The following is a 15,065-nucleotide window of genomic DNA, read 5'->3' on the forward strand; positions in this document are numbered from 1 at the left end:
CTCTTACAGGTCCACCGTAATGGAGACTCAGGGTCTCCTCGGGTAACCGGATCTACCAACCCCTCAATATCTACAAGCACGGATGGGTCTGTTTCAACAACCGGCTTGCGTCCACCTCCAGGTAAACGTATCTTCTTTTTCCCTTTTGAAGGTTTTTCCTTTGATTCAGCAATACGTCTAATTCCTTCATATATCGTTGTCCGCGAAAGACCAGTAGATATGGAAACTGAAGTAACTCCTCCTCGTCCCAATGCCTCGGCTTCCACTGCAGCCCACATTCGTCTGCCTTGTTCGTCTAAAACATCTTTGAGTACTTCAAATTTTCTTTGTATCATAAGTTCGGTATCGCTTTGCACTTTTTGATCATAACATATTTAGACACCATTTGTACAAGTTATTTGTGGACAAATCCTTAGCTTCTTTTTTGGAAACACTATTGACGTTTTATCCTCGTTAATATCTACACGCCCGATTTCTTTCAGGTTTTCAGAAATCTCCCTCAATATCTTTCCACGGTTATCCATATAAAGATAACCTCCCGAGTATCTTAGCTCAAACGTTATAGAATTAGGCATTAGTGCGTCGTAACTAATCATGACAGGTATTATCGCACAACAAAATTACATTTGTCAAGGATATTTTCTTGTGCGATTGAATATTTTCCCGCTCACACTATAAAAGTAGGCACGATAAAGTAAACAGGCTCAAGTAGAAGGGGTCAAGGGGGTTGGCCCCCTTGCGGGGTGGGTCTGAGGGAGGGGCGGAGGGGGTGAGGCACCCCTGCCACAGACCGCCCCCTTCTTTCTTTTCTTCTTTTTTTTTCTTCAGGGCAGTATTTCCCAGTTTGCATTTGGGAGTTCTCCGAACATCTCAGGGGCATAAAGGGCCTCTACACGAGTCTGCGGCAACTGAAATACACCGCTGTTGTTGAGCCTGATCACGTAATCAACGCTCCAATTGCCCTTGGGGACGTACTCGTAATACACTCGCAGCCCCTCAAAGGAAAGCTCCCTGTATGCCTCCCACACCCAACCATTGCCGCCGCTATCTCGCGAAAGCAATGATGAATCACGCCCCAAACCACCCCCAAGGATCGTTGCCCCGGCCGGGATCGGATCATTTATCACAACCCACGTCATATCAGATTGTGCCTCCAGCTCAAGATGCACCTTTACGACATCGCCGCTGGTGTACTTGCCTTTGACCTTCTGGTCTACAGGGGTAACGGTCTTTTTTATCTTGTAGCCACTCGAAAACGGCTCCTTCAACACCGTGGCAGCCAGCGACTGCACGGTCAACCACGGTTTGCCAGTCCCATCGTGTTTAACGGTCAAGGTTTCCTTCGTCTCCGGCCACTTCAGGAGGGTACTCTCAGAGCCTTTGGCAGACCCCTTGACCGCTGTCCAATCAACTGCCTTAGACTGCTTGTTGAGCGTTGAAACCGTATGACCGGTAACAGGCACCTTCTCAAAGACCTGCGTAAATCGCGCCATCGCCAACACGCCCCAGGCATTGGCCGGCGTGGTATCCCACCTGCCCTTCCTCAACCTCCCCAACGCCCCTGAGACCATCCGCGGTATATCCTCCTTCCACGTTGGCAACTGCACAACGGCAAGCAAGGCCTTTACGGCATTGAGGTCGGGTGTGGTCATCAACCACCACAGATTATCCATCGATTCCGTGGAAAAGCCCATCGTCGTACCCTGGAAATTCATCCGGCTGTGCAGGATGTGCAGTGCCTCGGTCAGCTTCTTATCGGCATCGGGTATGGCCTTGAGCCTCTGTAGCACATTGATCCAATCTATCACCGCCGACGTCGGCCAAAGGTTTGGCTCTATCGCAATCGACCCCAACAGGGCCACATCGGCAGCCCCGTAACGACTGAGGGCCTCCACGGCGGCCATCTTCCGGATCGAAAGGTCTGCCGTGGGCAGCGCAGAACGCCGGATAACCTTGCCCTCAACAAAACCCCTCAGACCGGCAAGCAGCAAAGCACGCACGTTATCAGAAAGCTCATAGCCCGCCTCATGGCTGATCGCCAACACGTATGACGTCAGCACGTCGCTGCCATACTGCATGGTCGGAAAGTACTTAAGCAGTCCGGCGGAGTCTGTATGCGCCGGCATTTCATTAACGGTATCCTCCCACAGCAAATCATCCCTGAGCGCCACCGCCCGTGAGACCTTCTGCTCCATACACGTATAGGGATATGCCTTCATGTAGTCGGTTACACCAACCAGGGAATTTTCAAGCGTGGGCCTCAGCGTCACCCGTATTCCGCCAAGGGCGGGCAGGGCATCGGCGGGTCTTTCCACCTCCATGCTCGATGTACCGTCAAGTTGTGTGAGCGTTGCCTGGATGGTTCGCACCATGTAGGGGGCAATGGCCTTGACGGAGACCTTGACCTTATCAGCGGCTTCTCCGTTGGTCTGCCTGGCCTTGGCTTCGTAGGTGAGCTTATCCTGATTAGGGGCGACGATGTCCCAGCCTATGTTGTCTGCCGCACCGGGTTTGAGTTGGACGTTAATCGGTTTAAGTGCCGCGGTGGACGTCTTGTCACTGGTGAGGGTCACCTCAACGGTCATGTCCTTGTTGGAGGCATTTCTTACAGTAAAGCCGGCACGAAACTTGTCCCCCTGTCTTACAAGCGGAGGCAGACCGGACAGCAGCATCAGCTCCTGTGTTGTCCGTATGGAGGTCTCACCGGTGCCAAAAAGCCACGTTGTCGCGGTTGCCACTGCCACGATCTTAAATGACGTCAATGAGTCATTCAGCGGAATGTGTACCAATGCCTCACCCTTGTCATCCAACACCACGGTGGACTTCCACAACAACAGAGTGTCAAAGAGCTCACGCGTGGTGCTCTTGCCGCCACCACCCCCGGCGGGGAGCGACTTCTTGCCAAAGTGCCGCTTGCCCACCACCATCATCTGAGCCGTTGAGGTTTCGACCTCGTAGGGTCTGTGCTGCATCATTGCCTCAAGCAACTGCCAACTGAGGTTGGGTTTAAGCTCCAGCAACCCCTCATCTACGGCAGCGATGGCAACCTCTGTTCCTTTTGGGGGTATTTTATCAGATTCGCTCCTTACAGTCGCGGGGTCTGAAACCGTGCGCACCTTCACCTTGACCGCAGCCTTCTGGCGCACCTTGTAGACGGCTTGGTCGGTTGAAACGCTGACTTTTAAGGTGTAGGGCTGCCAGCCAACGTTTATCTGTGTCAGTCCCAGCTTGTAGGCGGGTTTGCCCGGGTCAAACAGTGCCGTTGGTTTACCCTCCCCCACACGGCCACGCACCACAATGGCCGAAACATAGACGTTGGGGGCATAGTTGTCCTTTATCGGTATTTCGATCACGGGGGACTTTCTGGATATCTTCTTCAGATATACGTTAATGATCCCCTCCCGTTCCACGCTGACAAGCACATTTGCCTCACTGAAGGGCATCCTCACCTGAAACCTTGCCATCTGGCCAGGCTCATACTTCTTCTTCTCAGGCAGGAGGTCGATCCGGTCATCGCTGCCTGCCTCAAACCACCACTCACCCTTGCCTGCCACCCAGACCTCCTGTCTTGTCACAGAGACCTTCTTTGAGTCGTCAATGGCCTGTGCCTGGAGGATAACGCTGCCCGATATGGGGCTTTTGCCTTCGCACGACAGGAGTCCTTGTGCGTTGGTCTTGCCGGTACACAGGGGGGCAACCTTTTTGATCTCCGTCATGTGTTCAAAGGAGTAAAACCCGCCCGTAAGACGCCTCCTGTGCGAAATCGTTCTACGCTCAAACATGTTTACCACAACGTCCGCACCGGCAACGGGCTTCCCACGGAGGTTGACCACGGCAACCTCACACTTGACTGAATCGTTTGAGAGCGTCCAGCCCTCCGGTTTTATGCCAATCAACCACTTTGACGGATACAGTGCAATCCGTGAGGATACGGTCTGAACCTCTCCGTTTGGGTCTCTGTATTCAAGCTCTGCGAGGATATCCCTTGGGGTATCTGCCGGTATCAGACCGGAAATCTTTGTCCTTGCAGCACCGGCCTTATCGAGGGTGAGGTCTGTGCTGTGCATCTTGGCACGTCTCTTTGCCTCTTCCGAGGGGACAGCGGCATCCGCGTCTTGCCCAACTGTGGCATCCGAGACATCGGTATCCTCCGTATCCTCCTGTTGCTGGTAGGCCGGAACCACACCCTCTTTGACACCTCCTGTTGAGAAGGAAAAACCCTCGTAATCGGGCACCGTAACGGTCTTGGGCTGTACGTCTGAACGCAGCTTAACGGGTAATCCGGATGTCCCCCCACCGGATAGATACGTCACGGCCACATCCACCGGAGCCTCCGTAACCCCCACGAGGGGTTCTGCCGGACCCTGGACAACACCCTTCATCAGCGGAACACGGAACTCCTCGACCCTGAAGCTGCCCGACAGCAGATTGGTTTTGTCCTTGCTGTTGCCCCAGACCTCCGCCTCTATGATCAACTCGTAGGCGCCAAGTTTGGCGTCTTCAGGTACCTTCCATGTGGACTCCGCACTACCCGTTGGTGTCCACTTCAGTGCAAGCTCGTAGGTCTGCTCGCTGCCCATGTGTCTGATGAGGAGCTTTCCGGGGGCTTTGGACTTTGGCAGGAACTCAAACCCCTTGGTGGTATGTCCCCTGATGATATGCTTCATATGCAGAGTCTCACCGGCCCTGACAAGCGTGCGATCAAAGACGGTATGGGCAATGAGACCACGACCTTCGCCACTTTGACTATAATCGCTCATCTCTGCTGCCGATTCAATCTTAAAGCGCCAAGGCTCTATGCCCTCATTCCAGGACGAATGGGTAAAGGTCATGTCATCGGCGCTGCGTACAAAGACAAACAGGCCACCGTTTATTCGTGTCAGTGAGCCGGACAGTTCGGAGTAGTTGAACTTATCGGCCTTGCACCAGGGCAGTTTACTCTGCGAGGGTAGTTCCTGGTCTATGCGTGCTAATCCGTCTGAGTCGGTCTTACCGGTCCATCTGACCTTGCCGGTACAATCCCTTATGACGACGGAGGCGTCCTTTACGGGTGCGGCATCATCCAGGGATGTCACCCACACGGCGGATGACTCTCGTCCCCACTTAAAGTGTGCCACCATATTGGTCACAAGCGCTGCCGTGGGGACGTACATGGGTGCGGGTTTGGCCAGCAGTGAGGCACCAAGTACCTCGCTCTCTAATTCGACTATGTACAGGCCGGGTTTTTTCAGTGGAATTCCTATGACCTCAAAGGCCTTGGCCCCTTCCGGTTTTGGTATCCTGAGTTCGTCAACCCCCTTGGCTGCCTTAAGTGCCGGCTTTTCACGCTTGGCAGAGGCTATGGTGTTTAGCCACTTTATGACCTCTTCATCATCGCCCGGGACGACCTTATGAATCTTGCCGTTGATGTTTGCGTTTGTTTCCGGTGGTTTTTGTTGAGGGTGTATATCCTGGCCGGATTTTTTTAGCCAGAGTTTAAGTTCCTGTTCGATGTTTCTGACGGTCAGGGGCAGCATGGCCCCGGCCTTAAGCTCTATGATCCCAAAGCGTGAGGCAAACTTCGCCAGTGGCGGATAGCCTTCCGTGCTCACCGCAAGCGGGAACTTGCCCTGATTGGACAGCTCCCTGCCGGAATCGTCCTTGAGCGTGGCATTTAATTCAAGTGTATACTTTGTGTGTTCGGGGAAAGGTCCCACAAAGTTTACATAGCTGACATAGTCGTCTTTGTTGGCCTTGCCGTCCTTGCTTTCGGCGGCGAGTGTGTTTTTTATGACCTTGCCATCGCTGCTCTTTAGCACGATGCCTCTTGCCAGGTCACTGCTTACGGGAGCCGAAAAGTTCAGATTCATGTTAGATATGGGGATACAGCCGCTGCCGGCCTTCTCTCGCATACAGTGAAACGTAGCCGTAAACTCTGCCCTGCTCTTATAGGCCAGCACCTGATCGGCAGCGTTAGAGACACCGCTGAGACTCTTAACATCCTTGCCCCAGACGAGTTTTACGATGGTGTTGGGTGGGAAGGTGCGTTTGCAGGTCAGGACGATGAATTTTGGGTTGGCGCTCTTTTTGTCGCCGTAACCGTAGGCGGTTTTTATGTAGTCCAAGCGATCTTGTCCCTTTAGGATGTTGACCCCGACTCGGTCATTTATACCGTCGATGGCGCAGTAGACGTTTTTGGTGATGCTGTCCTCAACGGCCTCCGTATTTAGCGTGAGCACGAAGACCTGTTTTTCATCGATCTGCTCGTTGCCTTCGTAGGGGCGCATTTTTACAATTACCGGCCCACCGGTGGAGAAGGAAAACTCCCGTTTGCCTTCGATGGGTCTGCCGTTTAGTGTCTTGAGTTCAGGTTTCAGTGTGAACTTGCACACCACCCCACCTGGGAGGTCATTATCGAAGTCGTATGACCAGTTTTTGCCATCCACCCATCGGCCTGCCCCCTTCTGGACGCAGTCAATCTTGAAAGGGTTGTCAAGACGGGGCTGTCCAAATGGAACCATCTGCTCAGAAAAGCGCACAGTGACCTGTCTTACGTTCTTAACCGTCCCCTCCGGAGAAAACATCTCAACCGTACCAGCAGCACCTGAATGCGTCGTCCCCGGAATCAAAAACACACAACCAAACAACAACACCAAAACCCTTAGCACAACCAAACCTCCTTAAAATACAACAAAAAGCAAAAACATAGATAGGGATGGCTTTGCCCCTTTTATGCCGGGGGTCGCCGACCCCTCCCTCAGACCCACCCACAAAGGGTCACGGACCCTTTGAACCCGTTATAGACTAATTCTACATGTTATCTTTATGTACAGATACTTTGATTGTTACCTATAACGTCTTCTTTCACGTAATTTATTATATATTGCCTTGAGCATATTTTCCCTTATAGGTTCACCTTTGATTTCTAAATAGTTTGCCTCGCATAAGCGTTGTAAATCTTCATCTGAGCAGCGTTCGACTTCGATTTTTACCTCTTTTTCTTTCGCCTCTTCTTCTTTTTTTTCCTCTCCAGATGCCCATATTCGTGACAGTTCATTGAATTTACTCTGTAGTTTTTCTCTATCTCCAGATGAAAGTTCAATAGTCTGCGTTGGTTGTGATTTTTGTTTTGAAAGTTCGTTTAAGTTTGATGTAATAAGACTTATAAGTTCTTCTTTCGACGGTCTTGTTTTTGTTTTTAATCCACTTCCAGTGCATAGCTTTTTTAAAGTTGGTATAGTGTGAGTTCTAATTTCTTGTTCAACTTCATCCTTTTTTCCAATATTCCAATCTTCTAGTAACTTATCCATTGTAGAAAGAGGTAGAGGTTCTTTTTTCGGCTTATTGTCTTTTATATCAGCAATAGCCTTGTCTATTTTAGATAGATGTTCTTCCAGATTTTTTATTGAGTTGTTTATATCTTTTAAGGCTTTTATAATATCGAGGTTAGTCAGCTTATCCTTATCTTGATGTATCAATGTTATTCCTCCGTGTTATCTAAAAACTAAGTTCGTCACAAATTTTATTTAGCTGTTCTCTGACATCATAGGGCAAATCATTCCTGAAAACCCTTTTAATTGAGACACTATCTCGTAGAAAATTATCTAAACATTCAATGATAAATGTATTATTATTTGAATATTCCACTGCTTTGCTTTTTGCGTCTAAGAAATAACTATTAGTCTCTTTGGTAAAAGAGCTACCTTTTGCAAGTTGTGCCTTGTTCATTAAGACGTAAATCTTCGGAAAAACGCTATGTTCAAAGATTCCATGATTTCTTAACTCCCATAGTACATCCTTTAAAAGTAAGCCAAGTCCATTGATGGCGAAAAAATCAGGATTTATTGGTATTATAAGCGTATCAACACATTGCAGTACAGAGAAACTCAAGATACTTAATGACGGTGGACAATCAAACAAAATATAATCATAGGGTGTTAATTTTTCCGACTTTTCAATCTTGTTGATTAATTGTGTTATAAACTCTCGGGAGTGTCTGATTATATTAGGGTCTATGATACGGACTATCTCATGGTAGTATAAGCCCTCTACGGCAGGCACAAAATGCAGACTGTTTGATAGTTCAGTGTATATAAAACCATTATCTACATCAAAATCGAAACGCCTATTTCCATCTACGAATTTTTCCCACGCGTTGCTAATGGTCATATTTTTTTGGCGACAGGCTTTTTGCCAATACCTGAAGTGAGCATCAATTGCGCCCTCCTCATCACTAGTCAGGGCTTGTGTCAGAGACATCTGGGCGTCGATGTCAAAGAGCAAGACCCGCTTCTTCAGGGCCTGGGAGACGTACTTTCCCAACAACCATGTAATCGTGGTCTTACCGACACCACCCTTAAAGTTTATTATGGCTATCTTACGCATATATCTTAATAGCTACCGAATTAGTATAGCATATTTGTGTAATATAATTCTTGCTGTAAAAAACCGGCAGCAACCCAATCAATCGTTGTCAAAGCCGGTATACACTGAGCATTGTATCGCCGTATCTGTACGATCGTTTAAGCGTAAGCCTCTCCGATATCTCAGACATGGAGCGCCTTGAGGGGTGTTCGACAATCACTACAGCGTCTTTTTTCAGTACACTGCCGGTGCCTATGAGGGGGAGGGTGATATCGATCTCATCGCTGTTATATGGGGGGTCAACGTAGACTACGTCAAAGGTCTCCGAGTGGATTGCAAATTTCTTTAGCGCCTCTGCGGCAGGTGCCACAATTGCCTGATTGTTTGGGGTGGAGCAGAACGGCGGATATCTCTTTATGTTGTCTATGGCTGCGGGGTCTTTATCGACGAAGCAGACCCATGCGGCACCCCTGCTGAGGGCCTCAAACCCCACCGCCCCACTGCCGGCATACAGGTCCAGGAAGGCCGCACCCACAATCCCCTCACGGAGGATGTTAAATAGCGCCTGACGTACCTTTGCACCGGTGGGGCGGACTCCCTTACCCGCCCCTGCAGAGGCAAGCATCCTGCCCTTTGAGCTACCACCTGTGATCCTCATGCCCCGCGCATGTAAGACTTGCTCTGTCACCTAAGACATCAGGGGATTTCCTGCTGCCTGGTAGTTATTACTTATTGTGCTAATACGGGTCATGCTCCGTAAAAATCCGCGCACCAAACTCATCCGCAAACTCATTGTCGTACTTGTCCGCAAAATACGACAGCGTATCCAGATTAAACTCAAGTTCCTCAATGTCCAGACCCTCTATAGGACGCCTGTTTACCAGATAAATGATATCGTTAACGACGGCAAATGCACAGTTGTTTGTATACATATTCAGCTCAAGGCATCGCCTGTAAATGGCAACTATCCTGTTGTCAGGCAAAAACACGACAGGAGATTCTATGCTGATAACCGTGATGTCCTCAACGATAAACAAACGAATAAATATCACCGCACTGCCCCTGGAAATAACCCAGTAGGGGTGCCTGGTCAGATTGTCCTTGTAGCGTGAATTTGCCACATTAATCCCCTTGCCTTCAAGGAGCGTATCTACCATGGAGATTACTTCATCAATAGTTCTTTCTGATTTCTTCTTTTTACTCATTCTTGTATCCTCGTCAGCGGCTTACGGTTAATCCTTTTTTATCACGGCACCACAGAATTCACAGTAATCATTGTATGAGGTCAGCTTGCCGCAGATGTGGCAGTAGTATTTTTCACGCATACTTCCGATGAGACCTCTGACCCTTTTAATCTTCTCCTGAAGTATATCGGCAGGAATGGCGAAATTAAGACCCTGCATACCTCTTATGCCACTGGTATTTACACCGATCGCCTCGCCATAGTCATTAAACAGGGGACCTCCGCTGTTGCCAGGATTTATGGCCACATTGGTTTGAATATATCTTCTGCTGTTTATCTGCCGGTTTATATCGCTGATCAGGCCATCAGTAAAGGTAAAACTAAGCCCCGCAGGATTGCCAATGGCATAGACCCTGTCACCTACCTCCAGCTTGTGTCTGTACAACTGAGCCATCGTAACCGTCCTGGGAGAAGCGGCGTCTATCTTGACAAACGCTATGTCTGCGTCTTTAAAGTGATATATCACCTTACCTCTGAACTCTTTTTTATTGTACAGTCTGACATTGACACTGACATTGTTTGCCACCACATGCCTGTTTGTAACAATCAGTCCATCGGGGGCCACAAAGAATCCGCTGCCACTGCCGTCACTTGTCTCAATCAACACAACGGCATCCACCACCTGGTTAAAGATTTCCTTAGGGGCCAGGGGATGGTGTTGTGGTTGCCCGGAGGCGGCATCAGTGCCGGCGGTATCGATATCAATATCGGGGGCATAGAACTTGAGTATTTCGCTGAACCCCCCGGAAAAACCCTGTCCCATGGCACTGAATCTCCATTCATCCGTGAAGTAGAGTTCACATGTAATTATCGACCGCTCCGAGGAGAAATCACTGCCGGGATACTCATACGAAAGCAGTGTCCCCACGGATGACAATACCTGCGTATAGGCGCCAGACAACTGAGACATCAGATCATTACCATCAATGGTTTGTACAAATATGAGCTTCCTTACGTCCTTTGACAACCTTTTAAACGAAACGGAGAAGTCCTTATAGCCGGCGTTGGCATTGTCAAATCTGATACCCTTACAAGGAGATTCCATCTGATTGTAGAATATGAAGTATTTTTCATTTAACAGCTTTTCGTGTGCATCCAGAGCCAGACAACAGACATCGAAAAAGAGCCTGCAGTTGCTACCCCAACCTATTCTGACTGTAACGTTGTCGTCGGTTGTCACGGTTGACAGCTTTAATCTCTGACCTCTGCTGACGGATTTCATCATAGCCTCCTAAATGCTGTGCTAAAATAGCTTACCCATGTTTACAACCCCAGGCTTTATGTCGGTATGGTATCAACGGAGGCGAAGCTGGGTTCGTGCAGGGGCAGCAGGATGTCGGCCATATCCCTGATTTGGACCATGATGTCGTATGCCTCATAGACGTTTACGTGGGTACCCGTGGGGATCACCTCCATGTCCATGCCCCTGATGGTGGGCGGTGGATTGAAGTTTTCCATAATGCAGCAAAAGCCCGTGATGATGGCCTTACCACTGTTTGTCTGCACCTCGATGCTCATCCCGCCTTCGGTGTGTACGGGCGTGTGTATGGCGACAATGCCGCTGACTATCTCCTTATCGACGTACATAGGCTTGAGTTGCCCCCTCTGCTCCACCTCCAGGATGTAGTCCTCCATGTACCGGAAGTCCAGGGGGTGGGGGTTGTGTATGCGTTGTATCTCTTCTGCGTGTACGTAGATGTCGGCGTTGACGCATTTTTCGTCGTTTTCGCAGTGGTCGTTGTGCAGGTGCGTGTGGATGACTATGTCAATGTCCTCCGGGACAAGGTTGTACTTGGCAAGGCCCTCCTCAAACGTGTATATTCTGCCACCTATGGCCTTTTCTGCCGCCTGGGAGCGCGCAGGGGCCAACTCCCCCGTATCAACAAGTATCTTAGGCCCATCACCCTCCAGATACCAACTGTAGATCGGTATCGTAAACACCTGACCATAGCCATACTGGTAGGTCATCATCGTCTTGTCAAACACCTTCATCCCCATCACTATGGGGTGTATCTTATAAACGCCCATGACTGACTGAAACCTCCTTTATCAGGGATTCTATCATAATTTATATAATATTTATCGTCTTTATTCACTGGTATATTACTCTGAGGTCTTTCCTTATATTGTCTATGAGATACGGACTAATGGCATGTTCAGTTAAGAGGTCAACCTTATGATTAATGCTTTCTGTCAACTCCCTCTCTATTGCAACAAGCTCAAGAAGGCTTTTGCTGTCGCTAAAACTTACAAGGATATCTATATCACTATCGGGTGTCTCCTGCCCTCTGGCATAAGAACCGAACAGTCCTATCATCGTGGCATCATACTGCCTGAGAACAGATACTATCATCTCTTCTATCTCTTGCGCTTTCATAGTACCATTAAAGCGTACAACACTTAAATGTTACTTAAAAACTCTTCAATGTTTATTTCTGCATCACGCAAAGAATTTTTTAACGTAAAACGGTCAACTTCATCGTAATCTGGCTCTATAAACAACTCAATAGCCTCCTTGATATTGGTCAAAACCTCCTGCTGAGTCTTACCTTGTGACCAACAACTTTTTAATGACGGACAATGGGCTACAAAATAGCCATCCTCTCCTTTTTCTACTATGACTTTTATCTTCATTTAAAACCTCCCTGACATTGTCTCTACCGAAAAGGGGACCACATCGGATGCAGCCCCCTCCAGTAGGTGTAGCCGTCTACGGCTAATTACTTCCAGGCAATAGCTTCAACAGGGCAAGTGTCAATGGCTTCCTGCACCTGATCCTTGAGGGATTCGCCCTTATCCGCACCGTAGGCAAAGGCCTTGTCTCCCTGCATCTCAAATACATCAGGGGCCAGTGAAACACACGTCTCACACCCGGTACACAGGTCAGAATCAACTTCCGGCATGCTCATAAATAAATCCTCCTTTTTTATATATACATTTCATTGGATGCTCTCTGCACCCAAAACTTGTCCCTTTATGGTACAATAATGTTAAACAAAAGAGTGACAAATATGCAAGTAAAAATATTTCTATGGTGTAAAATTGGCAGTTGACATCATCCTAAGCTTGGAACCTGTTCAGAAGGGGTCAAGGGGGCTGGCCCCCTTGCAGGGGGGTCAAGGGGGGGCGGAGGGGGTAAGGCACGATTTTCCCGCAGCGGGTCGCACCCGCCCCTGCCACAAACCGCCCCCTTGTTCTTTTCTTTTCTTACAATGAATGAGACAACGTCGATAAAGGTTCGGATAAAGGGTATGAGCTGTGCTGCGTGCGTTGGGGCTGCGGAGAGGGCCTTGCGCTCACTGAAGGGGGTCACCTCCGTGTCAGTGAACCTGGCCGCTGAGAGGGCATTCATCCAATACTTGCCAGCCATTGTCGATTTTGAGGGCATCAGGGTGGCCATCGTCAACTGCGGCTACGAGGCAGAACTTATCACACAATCCCGCACCGACAAGGAGAGAGTTGAACGCCAGAGGGACTTCAAAGCCCTAAAGACGCACTTCATCATAGCCGCACTGTTGACTATCCCGATTGCTGCGGGGTCGATGTTTACGCTGCCCGTGCTCTCCAACCGGTATGTGCTCTTTGTCCTGGCCAGTGTGGTGCAGTTGTGGTTGGGGATGCGTTTTTACGGGGCAGCCATATCGGCGCTGAGGCACTTTTCGACCAACATGAACACACTCATAGCGGTTGGCACCACCGCGGCATACCTCTACAGCAGTGTGGCGGTGTTTGCCCCGGGGCTATTTGAGGCCGGCGGGATTACCCCACACGTATACTTTGATACCTCGGCGGTGATAATCACGCTGATCCTGCTGGGCAGGATGTTAGAAATGCGGGCAAAGGGACACACGTCGGAGGCCATAAGGCACCTCATCGGGATGCAGGCAGAGACGGCAAGCGTCATACGCAATGGCGTGCAATCGGATATCCCCGTGGAGGACGTCGTCGTGGGCGACATCGTAGTAGCCAGGGCCGGTGAGCGGATCGCAGTTGACGGCGTCGTTGTTGAGGGGACGTCTGCTGTGGATGAGTCCATGCTAACGGGGGAGAGCTTGCCCGTTGACAAGACCGTGGGCGACATCCTGCTGTCAGGTACGCTAAATGGTTTGGCAGTGCTTAAGTTCAGGGCAACGAAGGTCGGCGAGGACTCCACCATCGAACGGATTGTCAGGCTGATTGAACAGGCACAGGGGTCCAAGGCCCCCATACAGAGGTTTGCCGATAAGGTGGCATCGGTGTTTGTCCCCGTTGTGATATCGATAGCCGTGCTGACGTTTTTGCTGTGGTACACTTGGGGGCCATCTTTTACGATGGCTATGATGAACTTCATAGCCGTGCTGATCATTGCCTGTCCGTGTGCCCTGGGGTTGGCAACACCTACCGCTATCATGGTGGGAAGCGGCAGGGGGGCACGTCAGGGGATACTCATACGGGATGCCGAGGCACTTGAAAAGACATGCAAGGTACGCACCGTCGTCATGGACAAGACCGGCACCATAACCGTTGGCAGACCAAGCGTTGCAGAGGTAAGCACAAGTCCCGGCTCTGCAATGGACGTTCAACAGGCACTGAGGTTTGCCGCGTCGATAGAGCAGGAGTCGGAGCACCCACTTGGAGCGGCCATTGTTAACCTCGCCAGGGACAGGGGGATTGAGCTCATTGGGGCAGAGGGCGTGGCGTCGCTGCCCGGGGGGGGCATCCGGGGACGCTTAAAGGGTATGGGCGATGAGATCGTCATTGGCAACATACAGCTTATGACGAGGGAGGGGATTGATTGCTCTGCGCTGATGCCCGATGTCGAGCGCCTGACGCAGGAGGCCAAGACAGTTGTGGTCATGGCAGTGGGTGGCAGTGCGGCGGCCGTCTTTGCCATTGCCGATACCATCAAGGAGACATCGCCCGATGCCGTCAGAAGGCTCACGGATATGGGCATAGAGGTGGTAATGCTCACCGGAGATAATCAAAAAACGGCGGAGGCCATTGCAGGGCAGGTCTCAATCACCCGTGTCTTTGCCGGCGTGCAGCCGCAGGAGAAACTCGATGTCATCAGGCAGCTCAAGGGAGCAACGACAGGATTGGTCGCCATGGTGGGCGATGGCATAAACGATGCTCCGGCGCTGGCACAGGCCGACGTGGGCATTGCCATTGGAACGGGGGCAGATGTGGCCATAGAGTCCTCCGATATCACGCTTATCAGGGGCGACCTCATGAGTGTTGTCGATGCCATAACGCTCTCACTCGCAACCATGAGGGTCATCAGGCAGAACCTGTTCTGGGCCTTCTTCTACAACATAATCGGCATCCCGATTGCGGGCGGAGTGCTATATCTCTTTGGCGGTCCGCTGCTAAACCCCATGCTTGCCTCGCTGGCCATGGCCTTTAGCTCGGTGTCGGTTGTCACCAACTCCCTGCGGCTGAGGGTAGCACTCCAATCAAGCGGGTAGCACCACAATCAACTGTGGTTAGCAGGATTTAAGCC

At 50.3% G+C, this 15,065-nt stretch carries 12 protein-coding genes and 1 pseudogene; 1 reads left to right on the top strand and 12 read right to left on the bottom strand.

Features of this window, described 5'->3' with window-relative positions; genetic code table 11:
* From Mcas_RS05525 to Mcas_RS05575, 12 genes and pseudogenes are all read right to left on the bottom strand, one after another.
* A pseudogene (locus Mcas_RS05525) lies at nt 1–335 on the bottom strand (ISAzo13 family transposase); the annotation flags it as partial.
* A gap of 39 nt (nt 336–374) precedes the next feature.
* Nucleotides 375–524 (bottom strand): hypothetical protein, encoded by a 150-nt coding sequence (locus Mcas_RS18050; protein WP_156033176.1) that lies wholly within the window; start codon nt 522–524, stop codon nt 375–377.
* A gap of 300 nt (nt 525–824) precedes the next feature.
* Entirely contained in the window at nt 825–6,647 is a 5,823-nt protein-coding gene (locus Mcas_RS05530) for an alpha-2-macroglobulin family protein (RefSeq protein ID WP_052566896.1), read from the bottom strand.
* A 177-nt stretch (nt 6,648–6,824) separates the two neighbouring features.
* Nucleotides 6,825–7,457 (bottom strand): hypothetical protein, encoded by a 633-nt coding sequence (locus Mcas_RS05535; RefSeq protein ID WP_040334535.1) that lies wholly within the window; start codon nt 7,455–7,457, stop codon nt 6,825–6,827.
* 19 nt (nt 7,458–7,476) lie between these two features.
* Entirely contained in the window at nt 7,477–8,364 is an 888-nt protein-coding gene (locus tag Mcas_RS05540; protein WP_040334536.1) for a ParA family protein, read from the bottom strand.
* Nucleotides 8,365–8,452: 88 nt separating this feature from the next.
* Nucleotides 8,453–9,001, bottom strand: coding sequence for a 16S rRNA (guanine(966)-N(2))-methyltransferase RsmD (gene rsmD, locus Mcas_RS05545; protein ID WP_040334611.1), 549 nt, complete (start codon nt 8,999–9,001; stop codon nt 8,453–8,455).
* A 79-nt stretch (nt 9,002–9,080) separates the two neighbouring features.
* Nucleotides 9,081–9,548, bottom strand: a complete 468-nt coding sequence (locus Mcas_RS05550; RefSeq protein WP_040334537.1) for a YbjN domain-containing protein — start codon at nt 9,546–9,548, stop codon at nt 9,081–9,083.
* Between the two features lie 27 nt (nt 9,549–9,575).
* Nucleotides 9,576–10,811 (bottom strand): trypsin-like peptidase domain-containing protein, encoded by a 1,236-nt coding sequence (locus Mcas_RS16340; RefSeq protein WP_081853635.1) that lies wholly within the window; start codon nt 10,809–10,811, stop codon nt 9,576–9,578.
* Nucleotides 10,812–10,864: 53 nt separating this feature from the next.
* On the bottom strand, nt 10,865–11,614 hold the full coding sequence (locus Mcas_RS05560) for an N-acyl homoserine lactonase family protein (RefSeq protein ID WP_040334538.1): 750 nt from the start codon (nt 11,612–11,614) through the stop codon (nt 10,865–10,867).
* Between the two features lie 64 nt (nt 11,615–11,678).
* The gene (locus Mcas_RS05565) at nt 11,679–11,939 is read right to left on the bottom strand and encodes a nucleotidyltransferase family protein (RefSeq protein ID WP_200873640.1); all 261 of its coding nucleotides are present in this window, start codon (nt 11,937–11,939) and stop codon (nt 11,679–11,681) included.
* A 47-nt stretch (nt 11,940–11,986) separates the two neighbouring features.
* Nucleotides 11,987–12,220 carry a type II toxin-antitoxin system HicB family antitoxin gene (locus Mcas_RS05570; protein ID WP_040334540.1) on the bottom strand — a complete coding sequence of 78 codons (234 nt, stop codon included), beginning with the start codon at nt 12,218–12,220 and terminating at the stop codon, nt 11,987–11,989.
* An 86-nt stretch (nt 12,221–12,306) separates the two neighbouring features.
* A complete protein-coding gene (locus Mcas_RS05575) occupies nt 12,307–12,495 on the bottom strand; it encodes a ferredoxin (RefSeq protein WP_040334541.1) in 189 nt (62 codons plus the stop codon).
* Between the two features lie 303 nt (nt 12,496–12,798).
* On the opposite strand from Mcas_RS05575, the gene Mcas_RS05580 reads away from it, so the two are divergent.
* Nucleotides 12,799–15,030: a heavy metal translocating P-type ATPase gene (locus Mcas_RS05580; RefSeq protein ID WP_040334542.1), complete on the top strand. Its 2,232-nt coding sequence runs from the start codon at nt 12,799–12,801 to the stop codon at nt 15,028–15,030.
* Nucleotides 15,031–15,065 lie beyond the last annotated feature (35 nt).

This window comes from Candidatus Magnetobacterium casense, assembly GCF_000714715.1.
In the GTDB taxonomy this organism is placed as follows: Bacteria; Nitrospirota; Thermodesulfovibrionia; order Thermodesulfovibrionales; family Magnetobacteriaceae; genus Magnetobacterium; species Magnetobacterium casense.

Coding starts and splice junctions, on each gene's coding strand:
- Mcas_RS18050 (WP_156033176.1), bottom strand. CDS start 524: ATGGATAACCGTGGAAAGATATTGAGGGAGATTTCTGAAAACCTGAAA.
- Mcas_RS05540 (WP_040334536.1), bottom strand. CDS start 8,364: ATGCGTAAGATAGCCATAATAAACTTTAAGGGTGGTGTCGGTAAGACC.
- rsmD (WP_040334611.1), bottom strand. CDS start 9,001: ATGAGGATCACAGGTGGTAGCTCAAAGGGCAGGATGCTTGCCTCTGCA.
- Mcas_RS05550 (WP_040334537.1), bottom strand. CDS start 9,548: ATGAGTAAAAAGAAGAAATCAGAAAGAACTATTGATGAAGTAATCTCC.
- Mcas_RS16340 (WP_081853635.1), bottom strand. CDS start 10,811: ATGATGAAATCCGTCAGCAGAGGTCAGAGATTAAAGCTGTCAACCGTG.
- Mcas_RS05560 (WP_040334538.1), bottom strand. CDS start 11,614: ATGGGCGTTTATAAGATACACCCCATAGTGATGGGGATGAAGGTGTTT.
- Mcas_RS05565 (WP_200873640.1), bottom strand. CDS start 11,939: ATGATAGTATCTGTTCTCAGGCAGTATGATGCCACGATGATAGGACTG.
- Mcas_RS05570 (WP_040334540.1), bottom strand. CDS start 12,220: ATGAAGATAAAAGTCATAGTAGAAAAAGGAGAGGATGGCTATTTTGTA.
- Mcas_RS05575 (WP_040334541.1), bottom strand. CDS start 12,495: ATGAGCATGCCGGAAGTTGATTCTGACCTGTGTACCGGGTGTGAGACG.
- Mcas_RS05580 (WP_040334542.1), top strand. CDS start 12,799: ATGAATGAGACAACGTCGATAAAGGTTCGGATAAAGGGTATGAGCTGT.